This is a genomic window from Armatimonas sp. (assembly GCF_043760365.1).
GTDB lineage: Bacteria > Armatimonadota > Armatimonadia > Armatimonadales > Armatimonadaceae > Armatimonas.
Genome location: NZ_JAYUPA010000898.1, coordinates 1 through 25,627, shown reverse-complemented (window position 1 = coordinate 25,627; position 25,627 = coordinate 1). Strand labels below are relative to the sequence as shown.

Below are 25,627 nucleotides of genomic sequence, written 5' to 3'. Positions count from 1 at the left end.
CTGCGGATTCGGTTTCGCGTGGGAGGGGTGCTGAAAGAAGTAATGCATGTCCCGAAGCTGGTTCAGAATCATTTTGTTCGGCGCGTGATGGTGATGGCCGATATTGATCTTGCCCGGTTGTTCGTGCCTCAGGTTGGAACCATCAGACTCCAGCACAATCGCAAGGACTATAACCTGCGTGTCACTGCGATACCGACTCTGTATGGGCACACGGTGACAGCGCGGCTGCTGAGTGATGATCTGCCCCGAAAAGGCTTGCAAGCACTGGGGATGCTGGCTGAGCATCAGGTGCCGCTGGAGACGCTTCTCACATCAGCAGGTGGGCTGTTTCTCTTTGTGGGGCCGAGTGCTAGTGGAACCACAACGACAGCAGCGACGTGTCTGCACTATCTGAACGAAATCGAGCGGGCTATCTACACGATTGAGCAGCCTATAGAGTACGAGCTTCCCGGTGTCACGCAGATTCAGCTCAACCCGTTTTGTGGCCACACGCTCGACAAAGCCCTCAAGACCGTGCTGCGAGCCCGCCCCGATGTTTTGTTTTTAGGAAGCATCCACGATGCTGAGAGCGCTCGCGCCGCCGTGGAAGCCGCCGAGGCGGGGATCACGGTACTCACCACGATGCGCTGCACCAATATCCCCACGGTCTTCACGCTACTGGAGCGCTACGGAGTTGCGCCACAAGTACAAGCGCGGCTGGTGCAAGTGATCGTGAATCAGTGCCTTGCTCGCTCTGAAAACAGCGAGACACAGCAGGCATTTTATGAAGCGGCCTGGGTCGCGGATAATACCTCGCTTAGGGAACTCGTGGAGAAGCGGGCCACGCACCAAGAGATTCGGAACATCCTGCGCTACTGGTCCAAGGGCACAACTCTGGAGGAACAACTTGTAAATCCGAGGCCGCGTGCAGACAGCTAGTCGTTAAACAATTCGCTGACGGAGTCACCAGTCCAGATGCGGCGGATGGCCTCGGCGAAGAGATGCGCGACGGAGATAACGGTGGTTTTTTCCGTGCGCTTCTCGGGAGAGATCGGAATGGTGTCGGTGACGATCAGCTCCTTGATCTCCGGGCGGGAGAGGCGCTCAACGGCGGGTCCGGCAAGCACGGCGTGGGTGCAGGCGACGTAGATCTCGGGGTTTGCACCGCTGGCAATGAGCATGTCAATAATCTCGTTGATCGAGCCGCCCGTGGAGATCATGTCATCGTAGACAATGCAAGTCTTGCCCTTCACATCGCCCGCGAGGCCGCTAATTTCCGCGATCCCGTGGCTGGGGCGGAACTTGTAGCCCACGGCGAGCGGGCAGTGCAGGCGCGAGGCGATCTTGCGCACTTTCTTCACGCGGCCCTCGTCGGGCGAGACCACAACCGTGTTCTCTAAGTTCTTAGTCGCTAAATAATCCGTGATCGCCCCGATGGCCGTTAAGTGATCCACGGGAATATCAAAGAAGCCCTGGATCGCATCGGCGTGCAAGTCCATCGCGACAATTCGATCCGCGCCCGCCGTCGTGAGCAAGTTAGCGATCAGCTTGGCGGTAATCGGCTCGCGCGGGCGGTCTTTTTTCTCCTGGCGGGCGTAGCCGTAGTAGGGCAGCACCACCGAGATACTATTGGCGCTGGCTCTTTTAAGCGCGTCTAGTAGGATCAGCAGCTCTAATAAGTTGGCGTCAATCGGGGCGCACGTGGGCTGGAGCACAAAAGCATCCGTGCCGCGTACCGAGTCCTCGAACTTGATGTAGATCTCGGAGTCGGGGAAGCGCGTGATCTTAAGAGGGCCAAGCTCGATACCCAGGTTCTGGGCGACAGCGGCGGCGAGCTCGGGGTGCGCGGTTCCAGAGAAGAGCGCCATGGGGGGACGAAGAACAGACATACGGAGGCTATTGTACCGTGAGTGAGGCCATCTCCCCGGCTCTACAGTCCAACCCCACGTGCGGCAATAGTTGCACGGGCTTGGGCTACGGGCTTCATGACGATCTCATCGAGGTTCACGTGCCACGGGCGCGTCACGGCGAAGACCACCACCTCGGCCACATCGTCGGCGGTCAGCGGCGTGAGGCCGTCGTAGACTTTTGCGGCTCGCTCTTTATCACCAAAGAAGCGGACTTCCGAGAACTCGGTCTCGACCATACCGGGCGCGACATCGGTGATCCGAACGGGCGTGCCGTTAAGCTCCAGCCGGAGCGTCTCGGTGATGGCACGGGCGGCGTGCTTCACAGCGCAGTAGCCCGCGCCGTTGGGGTAGGTCTCACGTCCGGCGACGCTGGTGATATTGACGATATGGCCTTTGCCGTTTTGCAGCTTGGGGAGCAGGGCGCGGGTGACGCGCATCAGCCCCAGCACATTGGTCTGGTACATCTGGAGCCAGTCCTCGTCGCGGGCTTGGGCAAGTGGCTCCAACCCAATCGCTCCCCCCGCGTTGTTCACTAAGACGTGGACTGCATCGGGCACGGTGGCGCAGAAGGCTTCCACGGAGGCCGTGTCGGCGACATCGAGGACATGCGCCGCACCGCCAAGCTCCTCGGCGAGAGCGCTGATTCTATCCTCGCGCCGTGCGCCTAAAATTACAAAATAGCCCGCTGTCGCAAGCTGCCGCGCCGTCGCTGCTCCGATGCCGCTGGACGCTCCGGTGACCACGGCGATTTTCCTCTCACTCATGGGCTCAGTGTACCCCGCAAAAAATATTTTCCAAGGCTGTCCAGATTCGTGCACTGGTGCTGTTTTCTCTTTAAATACCCACAGGAGGCAGGTGCATGAAGGGAACAAGGCGGACGTTTTTGATGACCACGGGGGGCTGGCTCACGGGGCTGACGGCGGGCTGTGGCAGCGGAAGCAGTGGGGGAAGTGGCGGCGGTGGGGGCAGCACCACGGACTTACTCACGCGGATCGAGCCGACGAAGGCGGATCAGGGCATGAGCTTTGTGGGCGACTCGCTCAGCGTCCGCTTTGCGGCGGCGGCACAGCTCTTCCCCGAAGTGGAGCGGCTGGCACGGGCGGGAACAAGCGCCACGGAGGAAGTGCTGGCGAGCTTCGCCGGGACACCCCTATTTGCCAACGACGCGCGCCTGATTGCGCTCTGCGCGGTGCTGGATCGAACCCAAGATCGCTCCGCGGTGCGTGCCCTCACCGACTTTGTGGAGCGTAACCTGAGCGGCGACTTGCTCTACTCTTTATGTACCGCCGCTCCTGGCAGCCGTGGCGTCTCCCTGGTGCACGCGGCGCAAGAGTATCTGCTCGTCCCAGTTGGCATCGTCGGCAGGCATTGTCTTCTAATTTTATCAGGCATGTCAGTGAAACGTTTCATGGCAAAACGATGTCATGTTTGGAGGGTATCTTGCGATAAACTAGAGCGAAGGAATTTTTTGTCATGCGTCGTCGCGTCGCTTTCACTCTCATCGAACTTTTAGTTGTTATCGCTATTATTGCGATTCTAGCTGCGATTCTCTTTCCTGTTTTTGCTCAGGCACGTGCCAAAGCCCGCCAGACCGTTTGTATGAGCAATATGCGCCAGATTGGGATGGGGGTGCGGATGTACGTCCAGGATTATGATGAAATCTACTTTGCCTTCGATCACGCGGGGATTGGCTGGACGATTCCACGCTCTAGCTGGAGCGAGAACCAGGACTTTCTCTTAAAGTCCTACCTGAAGAGTACGGGGGTGTTGAGCTGTCCTGAGGAGAAGAGCAGCAGCAGCAATGGGCAAACGGTTCGTTTTCCGCAGTATGCCATGAACAACCTGCTCAATCGCCCCCCTGAGGTTATCGCCCCGGATGGTGGAGCAACGGTTGGCCCTCTGACGCGTAGTGAGGCATCGGTGGAGACCATGACTCTTTTGATGTGGGAGCATAGCAACCCGGCGGTGCACTGCGAGACCTGGTCGTCGTCGCCGGGTCACTGGGAATCGGCGCACCATAAGGGCTTCAATGGACTCTTCTGCGACGGCCATGTCAAACGCATGACGCTGGGGAGCCTCAAAGACGAGATGCTTACCTACTGGGCGGACTGACCCAATCCGTTAGCTCCACCTGGAAGCAGGCTCCCTCCGGAATGAGAAACGCAGGGCCGTGTGTACCACGCACGACTAGGTGGTTCTCGCCCGGCAGAAGTAGCACGTCACTCCCCGTTACGGGAACTCCATTAAGCCAGACTGCGTCAGGCGAATTTTCCTCAAACTGAAGCTGAGCACTGCGCGGTATCTCATCGCCGACGATCACGCTCTCGCGCCAATCTGAGGCGTGCTGGGTGAGCGCTCCAGCGTGGGAGAGCTCCCAGGTTGGGCCGAGCCAGGTGGCGGTCTCCAGAATCCAGAGATGTGGGGCGAGTGCCTCAGGGACAGTAACTACCTGCGAGATCCCCGCAGGAAAGACAGCAGGCGTTTCACCAAAGACCACTTCAATAGCCTCACCCGGCCCCGCATTGAAGACCGAAACCTCGCGCCGTTCCCCGGGCGTGCCCACTACAAAGACCCGTGCGCCAGGGAAAGGATCGGGCCTTAGGTGCGCTGTGAGCAGGGTGGCATCGGATTTGACGAGACCCGCGTAGGCGGCCAAGTAGTTTTCGGACAGTCCCAGAGGAAAATCGTGTGCCCAGAGGAGCGTCTCGTCTGTTGCCACGGTGCGCTCGTCGAAGGCGGGGAAGACACTGCCGATGACGGGAGAGTCGGTCGGGTTATGGGCAAAGAGTAGTGCGCCTTGCTGGGCAGTGCGCCACTCGGTGGCGACTAGGCCGCCCCGGGCATGAAGCCCGGAGTGAAAAGTGCCAGAACGCAGCGGCTCGCCAAACGCAGCAGCGAATAGGGCCAGGGGGCGTAGCTGCCAGAGTGCCTCTCTCGTAGGGGCAGCGCAGAGGGCAGAGCGTGCTCCTTCGGCCCAGGCGCGGCGGACGGTACGAGGGTGCGGTGGTAGGGGAGAGGCGTGCTTACCAAGTGAGAAACCTAGCAACTGGGCAAACTCGCTCAGCTCAGCAGGAACGACGACAGATAAAGGCATAGCGTCTGAGTATACCCGCTGAGTTTTCGCAAGTCCGCTGAGTTTTCTCGTAGTGCTGACCGATACTAAGCAAAGAAGCAATGGCTAAGGGAATCTTCAAAGAGATCAAGCAACCACCGACACTCTGGCAGCGCCTAGTGGGTGGAACCAAGGCTGCACGTCACCTGAAGGCAACAAACCCTCCTCTGACCCCAGACGCGGTGGGTCACTACTACAGTGCTCTGGTAGGAAAGGCACCTCAGCCCGCACTGGCGCGGGTGGCAAAAGCACTGCTCTGGGCGGATATGAAGACCCGTCAGTTCCACTCGCGCTGCGCCTCTTGGTATCCTCTGGCTGCGGAAGCCTTCCCTGAGGATGAGCGGTGCGCCTTCTACGTGGCCGCTCTGTACCATCATGGCCTCATCACTCCCAGCAGTGCGGCTCTCGAACAGAGTGTGGGGCGGTTGATGAAGGCGGACTGGCGCGAGTCTATCTACTGGAATAAGCTAGATCTACCGCGTCATGAGATCCTCAAACGTATGACCGATTGTCTGGACGAAGAAAATATTCGGATCACGCCAGAGCGTCTGCCTATTCTTGAGGCCGCTTTTGATTCCACGACTCTCACGGAGGAGCAACGCATCCGGGTGGCTCGTTGGCTAGGAGTTGCCTACCGTGCCAGCGGGCGCAGCGATGATCGCGCGGAGATTATCTACCGTTATCTGTTTATTCGTGTTTCAGAGGATAAAGAGAATAATCAGTACCTTGCCAATCTATTTTCGGGTCGGGATCTCGATGATGCTAATGCCTGTGCGGTTTACTTACGGATGTTCACTGAGGCCAACAAAGAGAACAAGCAGGAGGCTCGTGCCTACTGGAGCCTCCGCCTTTCACGAGCTTATATCGCCCAGAATCGGCTTGGTGTTGAGGCGGTCTTGCCCCTTCAGGTAGCGCTGGCTCTCTCACCAGGGGATCACCTTCTGGAAGCGGCACTGGCCTACTCGATTGGGCGTTGCGATATTTTGATTTTACGAGACTCAGCCCTCCTCAAGCACCTAGAGATGGCGATTGCCTTTGAGTCGGAGCTGGTGCCGCATTTTGCAGAGCGCCAGTGGCAGTGGTCCGTGGTTCCGCGTGCTCTTGCCCTGGCTTGGGGGCAGGCGGGGCGACGTGACTCGCTGGCATCGTTCATCTATGGGCGCGCTACAGAACTCTGTCCTGAGGAAAAAATACTCTGGTTCTACTACGCAGTTGCCCTGCTGGAAGCCGGAGATTACTCCCGCAAGGCAATGATGATCTATGAGAAGGCACACTATTATAAACAAGCGGATGAAGGAATCTTGCTTGCTCTAGCACGTACCTATTATGAGAATAGGATTCATGAGACCCCAGATCGCCGTAAGGCAATGGCCCTCTGGGAGACACTCTACCGTAAGGGGGCAGCCACCGACGAAGTTCTTGCGGCGCTGACCGAGGTGTATCTGAGTGAGGAGCGTCTTAGCGATACGGCGCTGGAGCTATTGCAGAAGTACACATGTTCTGGCACAAGTATTCCTGAGTCACTGCTACTGCGGGTTGCCCAGGAGTGGAATCTACGGGGCGATCTACCCATGGCGCTTCGCTGGTACCAGGAGGCGGAGCAAGCGATGCCCGGCCACTTCGTCACTCTATTAGAGTATGGCCTTCTCCTGAAAGAGAAGTTTAGCGATTTTACGGGGGCCGTCAATATTCTTGCGCGTGCGGTGATCTTGCCAGGAGGAGCCAAGCACCTGGAAGCACACTTTGGTCTGGCGGAAAGCCTTCTCGGTCTGGAAAAACGTGAGGATGCAAGGAGAATCTTCCAGATTATTGTGGAGAAGATTGATCCCAACCATACCCAGACATTACTGCACCTGGCTCGCCTGAACCTCAAATTTGAGGAACTGGGAATGCTACGTGCGGAGACATTGTACGAGCGAGCCGCCAGTGTGGAGCCGGATAACCCTGAAACCTACAAAAACATGATTGATCTCTACCGCGCTCAGGGAAACTCTAAGATGGAACAGTGGGCGCTGGAGCAGTACTTGAAGCTCGGTGAAGCCGATCCCTTAAGATTTCGTGAGCTTGCTGACCTCTATATTCGCCGGGGAGAGTTTGAAAAGGCGGAGGGTGCCTTACGCCAGGTAATCTCACTGGGCAAGGCGGATCGTGATACCTATACGCTGCTGGGCGATGTGGTTCAGCAAATACGTCGTGCGAGCTAGTTTTTCACCCTAATCTTCTGTTTGAGATGCTAAGTCATCTTGCCTGTGTTACAATGGCGCAAGTGTGCGTCTTGGGATGATTTCACAATTTAGAGGGAAGATAAGGAAGTTGCGGAAAAATTGGGAACGCTTGACGGCGTGATTTCGTAAGACTCCTTTGTGTTTAAATGTCCTCTGTGTTTTTGTCCCCGCTGGATTTCCAACTCACTCAATGCTCAAAGTTGCGCAGAGAGTGTAATGGTTTTTGGCAGAGGGCACTTGAGTTTTAGGAAAGTGTATGCAAGAGCGAACTGATTTATCGGCTGAGGGATCCCCATCTATATCCCTGAGCGAATACGGCGGCATCCTGCGGCGGCGGCGTGCCATTATTCTGCAGACCTTCGTCATCGTCCTGGTTGCAGGGGTATTGATTACCCTTTTCCAACCTTTGGTCTACCAGGCGAGTGCGCGTGTCTTGCTGGAGCCTCCGTCTTATTTGATTCAAACCGTCAATAACGATCCACTCGCGGAGCTATTTAAGCTCAACTCACCCTACTCACCTCCTACCCAGGTAGAGCTCCTCAAGAGCAGCGCTATCAAGAAACGGGCAGGGGAGCTCATGACCAATGGGAAGTCCCTCACCAACTACTCCGTTGTTCCTGTCGAGGGTGGGACATCTATTGTGGAAGTGATTGCTGAGGGGGACGATCCCAATGCAGTCACTGAAACCGCGAATCATATTCTCAAAGCCTACATTGACGATGTCAATGACAAGGGCTCGAAAAAGCTCGACTTGGTCTATGCGGAAGCGGAGAAAAATCTTAATAAGCACCTGGCGACGAAAAACAAAGCGCAGAGAGACCTCTTGAATTATCAGAAGGTTCACAAAATCTCCGATTTGGAAATTCAGGCCGCTGCCAATCAGAAGCAGCTCGGTGAGCTAAGCCAGACCTACCAGAAGCAGCTGAGTGAGATCAACTATCTCACGACACGTATCGGTGAGATCGTGGGCTATATGAGTCGGCAGAAGAAAGAGCGTCTGCGCCCTGGACTTCTCGGCATTGAGCAGGACCCAAACTGGGAAAGTATTCAAAGGACTATCGCGGATAAAGAAGCGATCATGGCCGCCGCTAAAGAAGAACTTGGCGACGATAATGACCGGCTGCGTGCATTGAGAGCAGAGTTTAGCCGTCTGACACAGTACGCTACAGCCTATAAGAAAGGTTTTGAGAAGAAAAATTTAGTTCTTGATCCTACTTACGAAGGGTTTGATGTTGAACTTAAGAAATTGCGGATTGATTTAGCCAGCGCTGAAAATGCATCTCGACCGAATTTTACTGCAATTCAGGAATTGAGGAATCGTCTTGGTCAAACTCCTGATTTTTCAGATAAAATTGCCGAACTTAAACAAATTCAAACGAATGCTGCAGGTCGTATCGACTATTTTAATACGAAAATGCAGGATATTGAGCTACGTAAAAATGCCAAGGTAGAGACAAGTCGTGTTATTGAAGATGCTATTGTGCCGGGAAGCCCTGTTCGTCCAAATAAGCCTCAGAATATTATGTTCGCAGGGCTGTTAGGCGTCTTTTTGGGACTCTGTCTTGCACTTCTTCAGGAATTATTAGATGACCGAATCAATAGCCCCGAAGAAGCCGAGCGAGTGCTACGTCTGCCGAACCTAGGGCATGTACCACTTGTTGAGGAGGAGGGTCTGCGTCTGATTCGGGATATCAGCACCTTCTCGCCCTTGATGGAATCGTACCGAAGTCTTCGAACCAATATTAACTTTGCCGCCGTAGGGACCACTCTGCGTAGTATTGTTGTGACTTCATCGGTGCCCGCGGAAGGGAAGTCCACGACAGCGGCTAACCTGGCGATGGCGATGGCACTGGATGGCAAGCGGGTCATTATCGTGGACGCGGACTTGCGTCGCCCAAGCCTGCATAAGCTCTTCCGTCAGGAGTCATCCCCGGGTCTGACCGATATTCTTGTGGGAACCCATGAGATCTCCGAAGTCATACGGTCCTGCGGTGTAGAGAATGTGAGTGTGATTGCAGCAGGCTCACCTCCACCCAACCCCGCAGAGCTTTTGGGCTCGGCGAGGATGGTTGAGCTTATTGCACAACTGGAGTCTCTGGCGGACATCGTTCTCTTTGACTCACCACCAACGCTTGCGGTGGCGGATAGTGTGGTCCTTGCCGCCCGAACTAATGGTGTTCTGCTGGTGATTGGTTACGGAGAGACCAAAAAGACAAACTCCCGCCAGGCGGTGGAGCGACTGCAACGGGCCAACGCACGTGTCTTGGGAACCGTTCTCAACCGTGTGGAGGGTACCAGCTCAGGTTACTACTATGGGAAGTACTATGTCCCTGCCTCTGTGGAGAGTAGCCGGACGGGACGTGGGGTTGCGGAGCCCACAGCCCGAGGGATCGAAGCAAGTAGCGAGACATCGGAAAACGAGCCGCTGGGAAAGGGACGTGATTGATGATATTTGCAAAAGTACTCTGCGGCAGTTTGCTCGCACTCGCCGTTTTGGGAGCGGTCTTGCCGCAGTCGGGTTGGGCGCACGGTAGCCCTACAGTAACTCAAGAGAAGCTTGCTGAAGACTATCGGATTAACCCGGGTGATGTTGTTTCAATCATTGTCATCAACCACCCCGAATTTTCTCTCAATGGTCAGGTTTTACCGGACGGGACTTTTGTTTTTCCTATCTTAGGAAAAATAAAGGCTGCTGGTCGGACACGTGACGAAATCGCTAGTGAGATTGCCAAGGGACTGAAGGACAAGAAGCAGCTCACCCGTCCCAATGTGACGGTGAATGTTGTCCAACGTGAGCCACGTGAAATCACGATTTTAGGAGCTGTCCGTGGAGCGGGTAAGCTAGTCCTCAAGGAGAACTGGACTATATTAGATGCTTTAGGGGCTGCAGGTGGAATTGCTTCAGGCAGTGCTTCGGCATCAACTCGCTATGAATTCTATAAAGCCGATTTATTTCGTGATGCAAAAGTAATCCCTCTTGATCTTGCTAAGATCTATGCTAATGACTCTGCGCACAACTTACTTCTGAAAAATGGAGACATGATTAATGTGACGGTTCTTGATCGTAATCAGATCACTGTCACTGTTATTGGGGAAGTGGGGGCAGGGCGCGGTGGTACTGTCGAACTCCCTAAAGATGGTTCGATTCTCTCGTTACTCAATGATTTAGGAGGAGTAACGGATAAGGCGGCACTGTCTAAGGCGACGATCTTGCGTAAGGGGAAAGTTCTTAAAGTTGACTTGCGTGGATATAAGAAAGGGAAAATTGAAGACGATATCCTACTTGAAGGTGGAGATGTCTTGACGATTCCCAAATTAGAGGCCCGTTACAAGATCAACGGAGCCGTTGCGAAACAAGGTGAACAGGACTATCCCGATGATCGTACTCTTACCCTTTTTGATGCTTTGACAATTGCTGGGATTCCCCCGACGGGAGCTGATCTTAAGAAAGTGACGCTCACACGTGTAGAAAAAGGAGTCAGTACTACCGAAGAAATCAATATTGAGAAAATGCTTAAGGGTGATCGTTCCCGAGATAAGGAAATTCAGCCTGATGATGAAATTTTTGTGCCAGCAACCGATCCAAATAAGCGTAAATGGGGATCCACACAGGATTTTCTAGGGTTACTAGGAATCTTGCCTGGTCTGTATTTTATTCTTCGTGGCTAGGGTTATTGGCAAGATGTTTGAAAAGGAAGTTGGCAGTGTGCATCTCTTGCCAACTTCTTTTATCTGGGAGGTCACCTAATGTCTGACGCGAAAAATATACTGATGTGCTTGAAGACAAAACTTGCCAGATGGGGAGGGTTAGGCTGTCAAGTAGGAATCGCTAATTTGGCATTAATGTCCCCGATTTTAATGGGGAGTTTCAGTGAGCTAGCGCGTGCGGGTGACTCAATGAGTCTGCCAATTCATTACTGCATTGCTGTTTTGGTCTTTGTGATTATCTGGGCTTCGTTAGAATTTTCTGCAACTATTGGTGTGGTGGGCATGTTCGTCTATCTTGTTTTGCTAGGGGCGATACGACGTGAACTGATTCCCTCCACGGGTTATATAAGCAATGATCCTATTACCCTTGTTAGCTTTTTTGTCGGTGGGTTGTTTTTTTTGCGCATGGTGCTAATGCGGAAAATACCAAGGCATACTCCTGTCGTACGCTTAGTTTCCATTATTGTTATAATGATGATTTTAGAAATTTTTAATCCTTTTCAGGGGGGGATTGCGGTTGGTATGGGTGGGGCTATTTTTAAATTGACTCCCCTGTTTTGGTATTACATTGGGATTCAAAAAGGTAGTCGTAGTGTTGCGAAAGTGATTTTTGTTGTTTTAGTCATGTTTGGTATCTTTGAAACATTTATTGGCTTAAGACAAAACGCTAGTTTAACTGAGATTGAGAAATTTTGGGTTCTTATCAGTCGGGGCTCTAGTCAGGCGTTAGCTACAAATATCTATCGTTCCTTTGGCACTTTACTTTCATTTTCGGAGTATGTTTTCATTCTAAATATGGGAGCTGCGTTGTGTTGGGTTGCTTTTTTACGCCGCCGGTATGTTTATATAATTCCCTTCACTATCATAGGTGGTGCTCTGGTTCTTTCCTCTTCTCGCGGTGGAGTCATCAGTCTATTTCTGATGATGGTTGTGATTTGGGCAATTCAAGCCAGGAGCTATCGGGCTTGGATACCGCGTCTTGTTATCGCCGTCGTTATAGCCGTTTGGGGATTGACTCTGGGGGTAGAAAAAGCGAAGGTAGTAGATGTTGATGATCGAACCGCTGTGTTTCTCAATCACCAGATCAAAGGATTAAGTGATCCCCTTGGAAAGGGGTCAACAGGAGGCTCTCATGTGTCACTTGTTACTGGTGGCATTCTACGTGGTTTTCTTACTCCTATTGGGATGGGCTTAGGAGTAGGGACAATTGCATCGTCGAAATTTGGTGTAGGGCAGCAGTCATCTGAAGCTGATTTTGCAGATATGTTCATGGCATTAGGGTTTATTGGAGGGATTCTCTATATATTAATTTGTTTTCGAATCTGTGTAACGATGGGAATGTATTGGCATGATACACGCGATCATCTTGCGCTGAGTGTTATTGCACTGATGGCCGTTTGTCAAGGGAACTGGCTCGCGGGGTCGCACTATGCGCAGTCAATGATTCTTTGGTTTTTAATCGGGACAATGGATCGTTTAAACTTTGAGTATCGTCAGTCTGTGGCAAACGAGCTTGTTGGGCAGGCAAAACATTTGGAATCGCTCAAACCATCCGCCCTGATAATTGACAATGCGAGTGTCTGAACTCCCGCGTGTCTTCTATCTTGACCATACTTCGAAATGGTCGGGTGGGGAAATTGCACTGTTTCGTACTTTAACCTCATTAGACCGTGGTAAGGTTGACCCCGTACTCCTGCTGGCTACTGAGGGGGAATTTGTTGTAAGATTGCGTGCCGCATCCTTGGAGACGGTTATTGTGCCTCTTGATGAGCGTCTGCGCAAGGCTCGTAAGGAAACTTTGGGAATCGGGTTTCGACGAGACATGGGCATGGCAATGGCCTGTTTGCGTTATGCCTTGCGATTGGTGCCGATTTTACGTCGCCGAAGAGCCGATTTGATTCATTGTAATTCTCTGAAGTCTGATATTTATGGTGCGCTGGCGGGGAAAATTGCTGGCATTCCTGTGCTTTGGCATATTCGTGATCATATTGATCCTTCCTATCTTCCAAGACGAGTGGTGACTGTTTTTCGGCGATTGGCTCGAAGTATTCCTTCGGGTGTCCTTACGAATTCTCTTAGTACAGAGAACAAAATTTTTCCTTTAGGTGCTGGAAGGCAACGCTGCCGAGTTGTTTACGATGGGTTGATGGATAGTGAGCTACAAACGCCCTGCCCGTTGTCCTTTGATCACTGGAATCGCTCACTGCCACAGATTGGCTTACTAGGGAGAATTGTCCCTTGGAAAGGGCAGCATATCTTTTTGGAGGCAGCAAAGAAACTCACAGATCGTGGTATCAAGGCTCACTTCCAGGTGATTGGTGCTCCTCTTTTTGGGGAAGCTGCGTACGAGGCACAGCTACGACAGCAAGCTGTTAGTCTCGGGGATCGAGTGAGTTTCCTGGGATTTCGTAGCGATGTCTCTGAACTTCTTCGAGGATTGGATATTTTGGCACACTGTAGTATTACTCCCGAGCCATTTGGGCAAGTGGTGATTGAGGGTATGGCGGAGGGACTCCCTGTCGTGGCGAGTGATGGGGGAGGGGTTCAAGAAATCATCGAGCAGGGGGTAAATGGTCTACGTACCCCTATGGGTGATGCGAGTGCGCTGGCAGATGCTCTGGAACGGCTTCTTATGCACCCCGAGGAAGCAAGCGCTCTGGGGCAGGCCGCCTACAAGCGCGTCCGTGAAAAATTTACCGCTGCACATTCAGCGCGTGCTATAGAATCATTCTATCGAGAGTTGCTCGGTAGAGAATAGGTTGAGGTAAAGAGAAGACGTGCGGATTGCTATCGTCCATGATGACTTAACCCAGCGCGGGGGAGCCGAGCGGGTTGTAGAAGCAATGCATCAGCTCTGGCCTGATGCGCCTATCTATACGTCTATCTATGATCCCGCAGGGACTTTTTCTTCGTTTGCTCAGATGGATGTACGCACATCTTTTATGCAGAAGATTCCTTTTGCAGCTCGGGCGAAGTATAGTAAGCTTTTCCTACCTCTCTATCCCATTGCTTTTGAGACACTTGATTTGCGTGGTTATGATGTTGTCCTATCGCATGGGACACGATTTTCTCAGGGGGTATTAACATCACCTGAGACTTGTCATATTCATTATTGCCATACTCCTGCTCGTTTTGCGTGGCGTTATTATGAATATGTCGAAGAAGGCCAATTCGGACGTTTTGCTCGAATTGTATTGCCTATTATCATTCATCATTTACGCCAATGGGATCAGCTTGCAGCACAGCGCATTGATTGTTTTTTTTCTAATTCGTATAATATTGCTCGTCGTGTTCTCAAATTTTATCGTCGGGATTCTGATATTCTTTACCCCCCTATTGATGTGATGCGATTCGCCGTTATTGATAATCCTTCCTCCGATTATTTGCTTGTTGTTTCGCGGTTGCTGCCTTACAAAAGAGTAGATCTGGCGATTGAAGCATGTAATCAACTGAAAATCAGACTGAAAGTTGTTGGAAGTGGGCCTGATCTGCAACGCTTAAAGAGCCTTGCGGGGCCGACGGTTGAAGTATTAGGGCGTGTTCCCGATGGTGAGGTTGAGGGCTTATTTGCGAACTGTCGGGCTTTTCTATTTCCTGGGGAAGAGGATTTTGGTATTGCTCCGTTAGAAGCGATGGCTGCGGGACGTCCTGTTATTGCTTATCGTGCCGGAGGAGCTATGGAGACGGTTCTGGAGGGAGACACGGGACTTTTTTTTAGCGAACCCACTGCCGCATCTCTAGTGGAGGCCATTGGTCGCCTGGATCACTCTACTTTTGTTCCGGAACGTCTGAGGGCGCATGCGGAAACTTTTAGTTTAGAAGCATTTCAGAAACGTCTGCAAATGCTTGTAGATCTCCGTTTGGCCGAGCATCGTGCCCGTTATGATCAAATCTCTCCCCAACCAAAGAGGCAGTTATGATCGTGAGGTCTTTTAATGGGTAAAGCCTCTGATCCTTGGGAGCGACGGGACGCGGAGCGGGCGCGGTTTCGTAAGAAGCAGGGCGAACCGCTAGATCTTTTTGATGAGCTGCAGCGGAGCCAGCGGCCTCTTGGGCTTTTGGTCTGCCTCGCTGTACTTCTTGCGGCAGAAATTCCCCTGATTTCTCCCATCATGAGACTTTTTCTCTCGGTGGGGGCAGTGGTTATGTTACTGCTACTGCTTGCTTCGTGCCGAGACTACGCAGAACCCCTCCAGCGCTATGTGAAGCGTGGGCCGACAGTTGCTTGGGCTGCTTGCTTGCTCTGGGGAGGTGTCAGTTTCTTTCTTGCCCCGGATCGGACGGTGGCAATGGGGGAAGGGATCCGACTACTTGCCGGAGCAAGTGCCTACCTGGTGACATCCTATGCGCTGCGTGAGCGGCGTGAGCTCGGCTTGGCACTAGGAGGGATCTTAGCTCTTGCCTGTGGGATTGCCCTTTACGATATTGCGCATTTTGCACAGAAAGTTGGTTTCACCAATCACTTCACGGCAGATAATATCAGTATTCTGGGGACACATGAGAGTATCGGATCGCTTCTGGCACTGCTCTTACCACTTGCGCTAGGACTGGGGCTCTCTGGTGCACTTCCTGACCGGGCACGCCTGACAGCCCAGGCTGCCGTGCTTATTTTGGGATTTGCTTGGATCATGACTCGTTGCCGCTCCGCATGGCTGGGAGGGAGCGTTGGCCTGCTGCTGATTGGCTATCTGTTCTGGCGTTATCCACCGCTCGGGAAGAAAAAAGAACATCGTGGTGCACACACGTGGAAGCAAAAACTAACCTCACCCATTGTGATTATTATTGGGGCACTGGTGTTGATGGCGCTTGTGGGAGGACTGGCACCGTTGCTCTCAAATCGTGTGGCGGGCCTTGTCAACCTGCTGGAAGACGGCTCGCTTGGTACTCGTCTGATTATGTGGAGTGGGGGACTGCGGATGCTCTCACTGAAGCCCCTGTTCGGTTGGGGGCTGGGCAGCTATCTCTTACTCCAGGGACGCTGGACGAACCTAGGAGATGGCCCCGAGCAAGTGGCACTGCATGGTACAGGGCACCAGAATATCGCGCATAACTACTATGTCCAGTGGGCTGCGGAGACGGGAGCTGTTGGGTTATTTCTGTTACTATTTTCGGTTCTGGTACTGCTTTTTACGGGGTGGCGGGCGCTGGCACGGGTGCGCGACCCGGGGGAGCGCGCGCTGCTAATTGCCTGTCTTGGAGCACTGATTGGAGGGCTGGTTGAGGTAAACGGTTCCCCTGCTTTCCAGTTCTGTGGGGTCTGGGCAGTTTTTTGGTCACTGGCTGGAGTGCTCCTGGGGGTGATTCGACAGGCAGGGGAGGATCCTACACCACGCCGTGCGCATTTGGGGTATGGCATGGCGGCACTCGCGGCGGCGCTTGTTTGTGGGGGAGCACTCTGGCTGGGCAAGCTGCTCTGGGATCCGCGCGGGCAGCCACGAGGGGTCTTTCAAATCATGGAGCGGACACACGGCCCCTACTATCCCGGGGAAACCGTGCGCTGGCGGGCACTCTATCGCAACGGCTGGGGCAAAGAGCAGGGAAGCCATCCGGCAACTACTTGGGTGACTCCTGTCTGGTTTGAGCAGGGAGGAAGTCGCGCACCTCGGCCCGTGCCGAGCCAGGAGTGGGCACTCTGGCGTGAGGAGTTCAATGCGAGTGATCTTTTGCGTGGCTTCTCCGAACTCTCCTTGCGACTGCCCGCTAAGGAGACAGGGATGCTGCAGGTACAGGCTGGCTTTCAGGATGAGTTTGGCCGAACCTACTCTGCCTCCCGGGTAGTGGACGTGGTCGAGGCACCTCCTGCTAAGAAGCCTACTGCAAAGCCACCAAAATGATGAAAACAAATTTCTTTCTCTGCTGTGCTGTGCTGACGATGGCAGGCTGCGCGAAATCGGTTAGCCCACCGCCCACAGCCTCCACGGAAGGCATGCTCTTGATCAAAGAGGGTAGCTTTCGGATGGGTAGCGACGATCCGCGTTTTCAGGACGCGCAGCCGGTGCATAAAGTGACACTGGCGAGTTTCTGGATGGACAAGAATCTTGTCACGAACGCCGAGTTCGAAAAATTTGTCAGGGCCACCAAGTACCACACAATTGCGGAGCGGCCGCTTGATCCCAAGGAGTTCCCGGGGGTGCCGGTGGATAAGCTCGTGCCCGGAGCCGTAGTTTTTACGCCGCCTGACCATGAGGTGCGGCTAGACGATGTGACCCAGTGGTGGAGCTACGTCCCCAAGGCGAGCTGGCAGCACCCCGAAGGCCCGACGAGCGATCTGAAGGGCCGCGAGAACCATCCCGTGGTGCACGTTGCCTACGAAGACGCAGCGGCCTACGCAAAGTGGGCCGGTAAGCGGCTTCCGACCGAGGCGGAGTGGGAGTTTGCTGCGCGCGGTGGGCAAGATCAGAAACCCTTTATCTGGGGCGATGACTTCGCGCCCAAGGGCAAGCAGATGGCCAATACGTTTAACGGCGACTTTCCCAACAAAAACACTAAAACAGACGGCTTTGAGCGCACGTCGCCCGTGGGCAGCTTCCCGGCCAATGCCTTTGGCCTCCACGATATGGCAGGTAATGTCTGGCAGTGGTGCTCGGACTGGTACCGCCCGGACTACTTTGCCAAGAGCCCCGAAAAGAGTCCCCAAGGCCCCGACGACAGCCTTGATCCCGATGAGCCCGGCATCCAGAAGCGCGTTCAAAAAGGCGGCTCATTTCTATGTTGCGAGGCGTACTGTGCCCGCTACATGCCCGGTGGACGTGGCAAGGGGGATATCAACACGGGAAGCTCCCATGTCGGGTTTCGGTGCGTGAAAGACGGCTCACTGTAGCACTTCGGCGCTCTCCACGCAGCGCTGCGTAAAGCCTGCGAATACCTCAGGGTGTGGCAGGATTGCTGCGGGAGGTTCGCCCGCCTCAGCCATGCGTGCTAATAAGCGCGTGCGGAGCTGCTCTCGGACAGCGGTATGGCTGGGATGGTTCACCAGGTTCTGGAGCTCGTAGGGGTCTGCCTTTAGGTCGTAGAGACAGTCCTCGGTGTAGGTGTCGCTGCTAGGCTGGGCATTGCCTCCGATTCCTGTCGCAACCACACTGTACTTCCAGTGGTGGGTGCGGATGCAGCGCCCCAACTGGATCAAGCCGCTTGATCATCCCCAAGTAGCCGGGGAGATGCTGCGCAACCTCCCAGGGTCTGAAGGTCGGGAGGGGTCCAGCGGCCTGTGTAGCGCTCTGCGTAACCTGTCGGGGCGGGGTAGTGGCTAGCGAATCGCCGCGTCCGTGATGCCATCCACACGGTAGCCGGGCAGCTTGACCGGGTTGCCCTCGCCATCGAAGACCGTGCAGTCGTAGGCATCACTGGTGAATTCCAAGAGATTGGAGGCCAGCCAGAACTCGTAGCCGCCGCGCTGCGCTTTGGCCACGCTCACCCTCCCTGAGCTCAATATCGAGCGACAGCAGGCTCAACAGATATACTCTTTGAGATAGATGCCGCCACCACGGGAAATATCAAGTTTCTATGAAGTGTTTCAGAGAGCAAGAGAAGCGACAGAGCCACGGACGATCAGCTTGGGGGAGAGAATTTGGCGCTGCGGGGCGGCGTCGGCACCCTGCATTCGTGCAAGAAGTCGCTCCGCGGCACACTGGCCCATCTCGTAGGCGGGCTGGCAGATGACGGTCAGACGCGGCGTGAGAATCTCCTGCCAGGGATAGCTATCATAGCCGACGATGCTAATGTCTTGGGGGCAGCGCAAGCCCCGTGCTTGAAACGCCGCCAAGGCCCCGATGGTCAGCGAGCTACTGGTGACAAAAAGCGCGGTCGGCGGCTCCAGACGGGCCAGAAGCGCCTTGGTCGCACGACTTCCGTCCTCGACGGTCAGCGGGACAAACGCCTCGCCGCAGGGAGTCAGCCCGACCTCGCTCAGTGCCTGCACAAATCCCGCCCGGCGTGCGCGGTGGCTGGAGACTTGGTAGTCCACGCTCAGCAGCCCGATGCGCTGGTGCCCGTTTTCTAGAAGATGCGTCGCTGCCAGAGTGCCTCCGAGCGCGTTGTCCACCACCACCAGATCGGTCGGAATTCCCGCCTCACGATCTACCAGCACGAGCGGAAACGCCGGGTCATGGCCCGACCAGCGCTGGCTTTCGTTCTCTGTCTCGGGTGCGGGAATCAGGATCACGCCATCACAGCGCAGCCGTTGAAGCCTCTCCAGAAGCTCCCGCTCGCGTGTGACATCCTCGTTGCTATTGAGCAGGGTGAGTGCGTAGCCCGATGCCCCCAGCGCATCTTCCGCGCCGCGCACCAGCGCGGAGAAAAACGGGTTGCTACTATCAGGCAGGATCAGGCCCACGAGCTGCGTGCGGTTGGTGCGCATGCTCTGCGCGATGGGATTGGGACGGTAACCCAGCGCCGAAACTGCCTCCAGAATCCGCGCCTCGGTCTCGGCGCGCACCCGTTTTTTGCCGTTCAGAAACCGCGAGACCGACGCCACCGAGACTCCGGCACGGGCGGCGACCGCGCGAATATCTGCTCCTTCTTTCTGCATCTTCACTACCCGACACATTTTGAAATGAGGCTGTCGATCCGGTACCCTTATTCTTACCACAGTCCAGGAGTACCCAGGAAATCCCATGAGCGACAACCTCAAACGCTATTGTGCCATAAAAAAGGCATTGATATCACTACGTCCCACAAAACTTACAGGCAATCAAGCACGGCATCTCAACACTCTCACTATGCTCATTATAGGGGTGATCGGAACAGGGGTGATCGGAAGCAAAAAGTGCCATTTACCAGCCGTCGCAAGTAAAGTCCCCTCGGATGCAAAGCCGCAAAGCAGGATTCGGCGGATAGAACGCTTCCTTGCTAATGATACTATTGATAGTAAAACTTATTATCTGCCTTATGTCGAGAGAGTGCTAAGCAACCTACCCGCCGGACCATTAGTGCTAATTATAGACGGAAGCGAAGTGGGGCGCGATTGTGTCATGCTCAGCATCAATGTGGTCTACAAGAAGCGGGCGCTGCCTCTGTGCTGGATCGTTGTCAAGGGGAAAAAGGGGCACCTCCCCCAAGAAACTCATATTCAGTTGCTTGAGCAAGCAGCCAAGATCCTGCCTGAGGATCGCAATGTTGTTTTTCTGGGTGATGGAGAATTTGATGGCGTACAACTGCTGGCGACCCTCCAGAAGCAAGGCTGGAACTACGTATGCCGTACAGCAAAAAATGTTCTATTGACGGAAGCTGGCCAACAATTCTCTCCCAAAGGCATGATTCTGGAGCGGGGAGATCGAATAGAATTGCCCGATGTTGGCTTTACAGCCGCACAATACGGGCCCGTTTTGGTGAGCATTATCTGGGACTCCCGTTGGGATGAGCCTCTAATTCTTGTCTCCAATCTTGATTTACTCGAGGAAGCGTATCATTTCTACCAGCGTCGCTTTCGGATTGAGACCTTCTTTTCGGATCAGAAGAGTCGTGGTTTTTACCTGAGTCATAGTCATATCAGCGATACTTCCCATCTGGAACGGCTTTTGATAGGGCTTTGTCTGGCCTACCTCTGGATCGTTTGCCTTGGTGCTTGGGTCGTCCAGACGGGGCGCGTCCCTTTGATCCATCGTGCGGATCGTTGCGACTGGAGCCTGTTTCACCTTGGTCTTAATTGGATAGAATATTGCCTCAACGAAGGGCTACCTCTGCGGACGCGTTTTCCGCGTTCTAAACGGAGACTCAAAAGTGTCGGGTAGTGAAAATGTGGATTGAGCTGGATGGCAAAGCCTACCGCTTTAGTTATTATTGGAACAAAGACACGGGCCAGGGAACGCACCCGTATTTCAACAGCCCTGTGGGTTGGGGAATCGCAACCCCAGCCAATAGTCAAACAGGGCGTGCCATGGCGGAGATCACGGCACCGGCGGATACGATCTTCCTCTCCGAGCGTGATGGACGCGTGATGGACGAGCACCTGAATGTCTTCCGCGATGCGAGACCGTATAATCCTGCGGTGACGAATTACTTCGATCCCAATCTTCAGGGACGAGGAACGGCGCGGCATAGCGGTGGAAGCAACCACGCGTTCTGTGATGGCCATGCCAAGTGGTTCAAGGTCGAGACCGTGAGTGGTATGAAAGATGGCGTGCTGGGCTGGTACTTCTATGCCAATAGTGTCACCGGAAAGTAGAAAAAGCAAAATTGTTTAAGAATCTTGACCATATTGCGATTGTCGTGCGGGATACAGAAGAGGCCCTAGCGTTCTACAGAGATCGTCTGGGGCTTCCCCTGCTCTTTACCGAGCTGCGCGACGAGCAAGGGGTGCGCCTGACACACCTCGACACGGGTACGGGAGTGCACCTTCAGCTTGTCCAGCCGCTCACGCCTGAGCACGCGCTGAGTAAGCATCTGGATGAGCGCGGCGAGGGGTTGCACCACTTTTGCTTTCTTGTGGACAGTGTCGCGAAAGCCATTGAGGAGCTTCCCGCACTCGGGCTACCGTCGCGCGACCCGAAGCCACGGCGTGGCCCCAACGGACGGCAAGCCGCGTTTATCCAGCCCAGCCAGACACGGGGCGTGCTGATCGAGATCACTTCGGAGCCAGAAAACTCTTGAGACAAACCATACTTTTAGACGATGACCCGACCGGTACCCAGACTGTGTCGGGTGTCGCCGTGCTGACCGAGTGGTCGGTGGAGACGCTGGCAAGTGAGCTGGAGCGCGGCAACGCGGGGTTCTTCGTCCTGACCAACTCCCGCGCCCTGAACACCGAAGCCGCCCACGCGCTCTACCAAGAGATCGGACGAAATCTCAAAGTCGCTTCTGCACAAACACAGATTCCCGTCCGCGTTCTGGCACGCGGAGACTCGACGCTTCGTGGGCACTTTCCCGCTGAGACCGACGCGCTCGATCAAGAGCTTGGCCCGCACTACCTCACGCTGATTGTCCCGTATTTTGAGGAAGGAGAGCGGCGCACGCGGGGAGACATTCACTATGTCGGGGAGACACCTGCCGCCCAGACGCCTTTTGCCCAGGATGCTGTCTTTGGTTTTCGCTCCTCCAACCTGCGCGAGTGGGTCGAGGAGAAAACCGCGGGCCGGGTAAAGGCAAGTGAGGTGGCCTCTCTCTCGCAAGCAACGCTTGAGGAAGGCGTTACAGCCACGACGGCCTTTCTCAGCACTTTACTCCCTAACACTTACTGCATTGTCAACGCCAATTTGCCCCAGCACACTCAGACGCTCGCGCAGGCCGTCTTTGCGCTCGAAGCCAGCGGCAAGCGCATTCTCGCCCGCACCGCCGCCTCGTTTGGTGCCGCTTGCCTGGGGCAGGAAAGCGCACCGCTGGCTATTCTCTCCGAACACGATACTGGCCCTGGTGGCTTGATCATCGTCGGTTCCCACGTCCCCAAGACCACCGAGCAGCTCGCGTATCTACAAGAGCAAGTTGTGCTGGATGCCTACGAACTTGGCACCGAGGACAGCACCGGTCTGGATGCCGCGCTTGCGGCAGGCCACGATGTGCTGATCTACACTCCACGCGCCGTGGTCTCGGGCGATCTGGCGACCAGTGCAGAGTTCTCTAGTAGGCTGGTGAATCTAGTAAAAAAAATCACGGTGCGGCCACGCTGGATACTGGCAAAAGGCGGCATCACCAGCTCGGATATCGCGACTCAGGCGCTGAATGTCAAGCGCGCTGAGGTGGTTGGGCCGATTCTTCCCGGAGTCCCCCTCTGGCGAACCGGCGATGAGAGCCGCTGGCCGGGGCTGCTCTATGTTGTCTTCCCCGGAAATGTCGGTGGCCCGGAGGCACTTTTTGCAGCGCGGGAGCGCCTGCACGGAGAGATAAATACGAATATGAAAACCACACTGAGTATCAAGGGCGACGCGTTCTTTATCAATGGCAAGCCCACCTACGCAGGCCGCACCTGGAAGGGCCACAAGATCGAAGGACTTCTGCTCAACTCGCGCGTCGTGCAGGCGACTTTTGATGACCTGAACCCCGAGACGCGCTCCCGCTGGGCTTCCCCGGATGGCATGCCCTACGATGCGGAGAAGAACACCGAGAGATTTATCGCCATGCTCCCGGAGTGGCGCAAAGCGGGCTTGCTCTCGTTCACGGTGAATCTGCAAGGCGGCTCGCCCGAGGGCTACTCCAAGTCGCAGCCGTGGCACAACTCCGCGATCAATGCCGACGGTAGCCTGCGACCCGACTATCTCAAGCGCTTGGAGAAAATCCTCAATCGCGCTGACGCGCTCGGGATGGCACCGATTCTCGGGATCTTCTACTTCGGCCAGGATCAGCGGGTAAAAGACGAGGTGGCGGTGATCCGAGCCGTGGACAACACCGTCGAGTGGTTGCTCCAGAAAGGCTGGCGTAATCTCCTGCTGGAGATCAACAACGAGTGCAATGTGGCTGCCTACGATCACCAGATCCTCAAGCCCGCGAGAGTTCATGAATTGATATTGCGTGCAAAAGCAAAAACACGAAGTGGACAGCGTCTACTCGTGGGCACGAGCTACGGCGGCGGCTTCGTGCCGCTGGAGAACGTGGTTCGCGCCTCGGACTTTCTGCTGATCCACGGCAACGGCGTCTCTGACCCCAAGCGCATCCCGCAGATGGTCGTCGAGACCCGCGCGGTGCCTGGCTACAGACCCATGCCCATTCTCTTCAACGAGGACGATCACTTTGACTTTGAGAAACCAAACAATAACTTTGTGGCCGCGCTCTCGCAGTACGCAAGCTGGGGCTACTTTGACTACCGTATGAAAGACGAAAAAATCGAGGAAGGCTACCAGTCTATGCCCTGTGACTGGGGTAGCAACTCGGCGCGTAAGAAGGGCTTCTTCAAGCTCCTCAAGGAGGTAACGGGCGCATGAATCAAGAGGGTAACGGGATGGTGACAATCGCTGGGGAGCTGAAGCAGTGGCATAAAGTGACGCTGAATTTGGAGGGGCCGTTTGCGCGGGAGATGGACAGTGCCCCCAATCCTTTCACGAATCTGGAGTTTACGGTGACATTTCGCCACACGTCGGGCAAGAGCTACAAAGTTCCGGGCTACTTCGCCGCCGATGGCAACGCCGCGGAGACGTCCGCAACCGAGGGGAAGGTCTGGCGGGCGCATCTCGCACCCGACCTGCCTGGCACCTGGACCTACGCGACGGAGTTTCTGCGAAACGACAAGCCCCTGCCTGCGTTTTACGGTAAGACGGGGAGCTTCACCGTGGGCAAGACCGACAAGGCCGGGCGCGATTTTCGGGGCAAGGGACGGCTTGAGTATGCCCAGGAGCGCTACCTGCGCTTTGCCGGAACAGGCGAGCGGTTCTTAAAAGTGGGGGCCGACGCGCCCGAGACACTACTTGCCTACGCGGACTTCGATGACACAATTGCCCCAAAGAAAAACGCTCCCCTCAAGACTGCGGGCTACCGCAGCTACCACAGCGGCAAGTGGCACATTGATGGCAAGGTGCTCGACGCGGGTTTTGATCGCTCGCTGAACGTGAACAGTCCGGGCAACTTCTTCACGGCAAGGGGGAGCGCTCTTGATGATAAGCCGGTGCGCCCCCCTGCCGACGAGAGTCGCTATTATCTCACGACTGCCACGGCGGACCACGCGGTCGAGTGCCTGAAAGATCACGCTACGAGTTATCCTAACCGGCCCTTCTTTCAGTACATTGCTTTCCATGCGCCGCACTTCCCGTTGCACGCGCTGCCCCAAGATATCGCCAAGTACCGGGATAAGTATCTTATGGGCTGGGACGCGATGCGCACGGCTCGCTTTGGCCGGCAGAAGAAAATGGGCATTACCCAGACAACTCTCTCCGCGCTGGAGCGGGACATTGGCCCGCCCTATGCCTTCCCCGATGACATTAAGAAGCTCGGCCCCGATGAGGTGAATCGCCCGCTGCCGTGGAGCGAGCTCACGCCGGAGCAGCGGCGCTTCCAGGCGACGAAGATGGCGATCCACGCCGCCATGGTAGACCGTATGGATCAGGAGATCGGGCGTATTATCGCGCAGCTAAAGGCAATGAAGGCCTACGAGAACACGGTTATCTTCTTCGCGTCCGACAATGGCGCCAGTGCGGAGCTGATGGTGCGCGACGGCGGCCACGATCCCGCCGCGCCGCCCGGCAGCGCGAAGAGCTACCTCTGTCTCGGCCCCGGGTTTTCCAGCGCCTGCAACACGCCTTTTCGAAGGCACAAGACCTGGGTTCACGAAGGGGGCATCACCACGCCACTCATTGCACACTGGCCCGCGGGCATCCGCGCCCGCGGGGAGCTTCGTCGCACGCCAGGGCATCTGATTGATATCGTCCCGACTGTGCTAGAATTAGCGGGTGTCCAGAAACCCAAGGACTGGAAAGGCGAGCCTCTCCCTGAGGCACCTGGTCGGAGCTTGGTTTCTGCCTTTGCGAAAGAGAGGCAGCTACCACGCGAGAGCCTCTGGTGGCTCCATGAAGGCAATCGCGCCGTCCGCGTCGGTGATTGGAAGCTTGTCGCGGCTAAAGGCGATCCCTGGGAACTCTACGACCTGCGCACTGACCGCGCCGAGCAGTTCAACTTAGCCGCGAAGCTGCCAGGTAAAGTAAAGGAGTTGGAGCGCGTTTGGCAAGATCAGACCGATCGTTTCACCGAACTTGCTCGAAAGACCGTTTCAGAGAGAAAAAAATGAAGAAAGTATCTATGGTGCTCTGTCTGATGGCAGGGTTGCTGATCTCGGGCTA

At 55.1% G+C, this 25,627-nt stretch carries 22 protein-coding genes; 16 read left to right on the top strand and 6 right to left on the bottom strand.

The genetic code is table 11. The features are described 5' to 3' along the window. Positions 1–918: ATPase, T2SS/T4P/T4SS family (locus tag ACH2EH_RS22470; RefSeq protein WP_395145257.1), on the top strand; the 918-nt coding region annotated here is incomplete at its 5' end. Here the strand turns inward: ACH2EH_RS22470 and ACH2EH_RS22465 are convergent. Together ACH2EH_RS22465 and ACH2EH_RS22460 are read right to left on the bottom strand one after the other, a co-directional pair. Next, the gene (locus tag ACH2EH_RS22465) at positions 915–1,868 is read right to left on the bottom strand and encodes a ribose-phosphate diphosphokinase (protein WP_394795958.1); all 954 of its coding nucleotides are present in this window, start codon (positions 1,866–1,868) and stop codon (positions 915–917) included. The genes ACH2EH_RS22470 and ACH2EH_RS22465 overlap by 4 nt on opposite strands. Before the next feature lie 41 nt (positions 1,869–1,909). Continuing rightward, positions 1,910–2,653, bottom strand: a complete 744-nt coding sequence (locus ACH2EH_RS22460; protein ID WP_395145255.1) for an SDR family NAD(P)-dependent oxidoreductase — start codon at positions 2,651–2,653, stop codon at positions 1,910–1,912. A gap of 119 nt (positions 2,654–2,772) precedes the next feature. Between ACH2EH_RS22460 and ACH2EH_RS22455 the strand changes: the two genes are divergently transcribed. Then, a complete protein-coding gene (locus ACH2EH_RS22455; RefSeq protein WP_395145253.1) occupies positions 2,773–3,402 on the top strand; it encodes a hypothetical protein in 630 nt (209 codons plus the stop codon). After that, the gene (locus tag ACH2EH_RS22450; RefSeq protein ID WP_395145251.1) at positions 3,363–4,001 is read left to right on the top strand and encodes a prepilin-type N-terminal cleavage/methylation domain-containing protein; all 639 of its coding nucleotides are present in this window, start codon (positions 3,363–3,365) and stop codon (positions 3,999–4,001) included. The genes ACH2EH_RS22455 and ACH2EH_RS22450 overlap by 40 nt, the downstream gene beginning before the upstream one ends. On the opposite strand, the gene ACH2EH_RS22445 is transcribed toward ACH2EH_RS22450, so the two are convergent. After that, entirely contained in the window at positions 3,982–4,983 is a 1,002-nt protein-coding gene (locus ACH2EH_RS22445; protein WP_395145249.1) for a hypothetical protein, read from the bottom strand. The genes ACH2EH_RS22450 and ACH2EH_RS22445 overlap by 20 nt on opposite strands. A gap of 80 nt (positions 4,984–5,063) precedes the next feature. Between ACH2EH_RS22445 and ACH2EH_RS22440 the strand changes: the two genes are divergently transcribed. The 8 genes from ACH2EH_RS22440 (at position 5,064) to ACH2EH_RS22405 (ending at position 17,754) form a co-directional block, all read left to right on the top strand. Continuing rightward, positions 5,064–7,205, top strand: coding sequence for a tetratricopeptide repeat protein (locus ACH2EH_RS22440; protein ID WP_395145247.1), 2,142 nt, complete (start codon positions 5,064–5,066; stop codon positions 7,203–7,205). A gap of 277 nt (positions 7,206–7,482) precedes the next feature. Beyond that, positions 7,483–9,672, top strand: a complete 2,190-nt coding sequence (locus ACH2EH_RS22435; RefSeq protein ID WP_395145245.1) for a polysaccharide biosynthesis tyrosine autokinase — start codon at positions 7,483–7,485, stop codon at positions 9,670–9,672. Further along, positions 9,672–10,895 carry a polysaccharide biosynthesis/export family protein gene (locus tag ACH2EH_RS22430; protein WP_395145259.1) on the top strand — a complete coding sequence of 408 codons (1,224 nt, stop codon included), beginning with the start codon at positions 9,672–9,674 and terminating at the stop codon, positions 10,893–10,895. Before ACH2EH_RS22435 ends, ACH2EH_RS22430 begins: the two co-directional genes overlap by 1 nt. A gap of 108 nt (positions 10,896–11,003) precedes the next feature. Beyond that, a complete protein-coding gene (locus ACH2EH_RS22425) occupies positions 11,004–12,518 on the top strand; it encodes a hypothetical protein (RefSeq protein ID WP_395145244.1) in 1,515 nt (504 codons plus the stop codon). Next, complete coding sequence (locus tag ACH2EH_RS22420) at positions 12,511–13,692, top strand: glycosyltransferase family 4 protein (protein ID WP_395145242.1); 1,182 nt, start codon at positions 12,511–12,513, stop codon at positions 13,690–13,692. Before ACH2EH_RS22425 ends, ACH2EH_RS22420 begins: the two co-directional genes overlap by 8 nt. Before the next feature lie 19 nt (positions 13,693–13,711). Further along, complete coding sequence (locus tag ACH2EH_RS22415) at positions 13,712–14,854, top strand: glycosyltransferase (protein WP_395145240.1); 1,143 nt, start codon at positions 13,712–13,714, stop codon at positions 14,852–14,854. Between the two features lie 15 nt (positions 14,855–14,869). After that, positions 14,870–16,768, top strand: coding sequence for an O-antigen ligase family protein (locus ACH2EH_RS22410; protein WP_395145238.1), 1,899 nt, complete (start codon positions 14,870–14,872; stop codon positions 16,766–16,768). Next, on the top strand, positions 16,765–17,754 hold the full coding sequence (locus ACH2EH_RS22405; RefSeq protein WP_395145236.1) for a formylglycine-generating enzyme family protein: 990 nt from the start codon (positions 16,765–16,767) through the stop codon (positions 17,752–17,754). The genes ACH2EH_RS22410 and ACH2EH_RS22405 overlap by 4 nt, the downstream gene beginning before the upstream one ends. Here ACH2EH_RS22405 and ACH2EH_RS22400 read toward each other — a convergent pair. From ACH2EH_RS22400 to ACH2EH_RS22390, 3 genes are all read right to left on the bottom strand, one after another. Continuing rightward, complete coding sequence (locus ACH2EH_RS22400) at positions 17,746–18,060, bottom strand: hypothetical protein (protein WP_395145235.1); 315 nt, start codon at positions 18,058–18,060, stop codon at positions 17,746–17,748. The genes ACH2EH_RS22405 and ACH2EH_RS22400 overlap by 9 nt on opposite strands. Positions 18,061–18,180: 120 nt before the next feature. Continuing rightward, positions 18,181–18,348: a hypothetical protein gene (locus tag ACH2EH_RS22395; RefSeq protein WP_395145233.1), complete on the bottom strand. Its 168-nt coding sequence runs from the start codon at positions 18,346–18,348 to the stop codon at positions 18,181–18,183. A 99-nt stretch (positions 18,349–18,447) separates the two neighbouring features. Continuing rightward, complete coding sequence (locus tag ACH2EH_RS22390; RefSeq protein ID WP_395145231.1) at positions 18,448–19,461, bottom strand: LacI family DNA-binding transcriptional regulator; 1,014 nt, start codon at positions 19,459–19,461, stop codon at positions 18,448–18,450. Positions 19,462–19,546: 85 nt separating this feature from the next. Here ACH2EH_RS22390 and ACH2EH_RS22385 point away from each other — a divergent pair, with 85 nt between their 5' ends. Genes ACH2EH_RS22385 through ACH2EH_RS22365 form a run of 5 tightly spaced genes read left to right on the top strand, consistent with a single transcriptional unit; the run spans position 19,547 to position 25,575 of the window. Further along, complete coding sequence (locus tag ACH2EH_RS22385; RefSeq protein WP_395145229.1) at positions 19,547–20,662, top strand: IS4 family transposase; 1,116 nt, start codon at positions 19,547–19,549, stop codon at positions 20,660–20,662. 5 nt (positions 20,663–20,667) lie between these two features. Then, positions 20,668–21,096 (top strand): H-X9-DG-CTERM domain-containing protein, encoded by a 429-nt coding sequence (locus ACH2EH_RS22380; protein WP_395145228.1) that lies wholly within the window; start codon positions 20,668–20,670, stop codon positions 21,094–21,096. An 11-nt stretch (positions 21,097–21,107) separates the two neighbouring features. Then, on the top strand, positions 21,108–21,521 hold the full coding sequence (locus ACH2EH_RS22375; protein WP_395145227.1) for a VOC family protein: 414 nt from the start codon (positions 21,108–21,110) through the stop codon (positions 21,519–21,521). After that, the gene (locus ACH2EH_RS22370) at positions 21,518–23,782 is read left to right on the top strand and encodes a four-carbon acid sugar kinase family protein (protein WP_395145225.1); all 2,265 of its coding nucleotides are present in this window, start codon (positions 21,518–21,520) and stop codon (positions 23,780–23,782) included. Before ACH2EH_RS22375 ends, ACH2EH_RS22370 begins: the two co-directional genes overlap by 4 nt. Beyond that, a complete protein-coding gene (locus ACH2EH_RS22365) occupies positions 23,779–25,575 on the top strand; it encodes a sulfatase-like hydrolase/transferase (RefSeq protein ID WP_395145224.1) in 1,797 nt (598 codons plus the stop codon). The genes ACH2EH_RS22370 and ACH2EH_RS22365 overlap by 4 nt, the downstream gene beginning before the upstream one ends. The last annotated feature ends 52 nt before the right edge of the window (positions 25,576–25,627 follow it).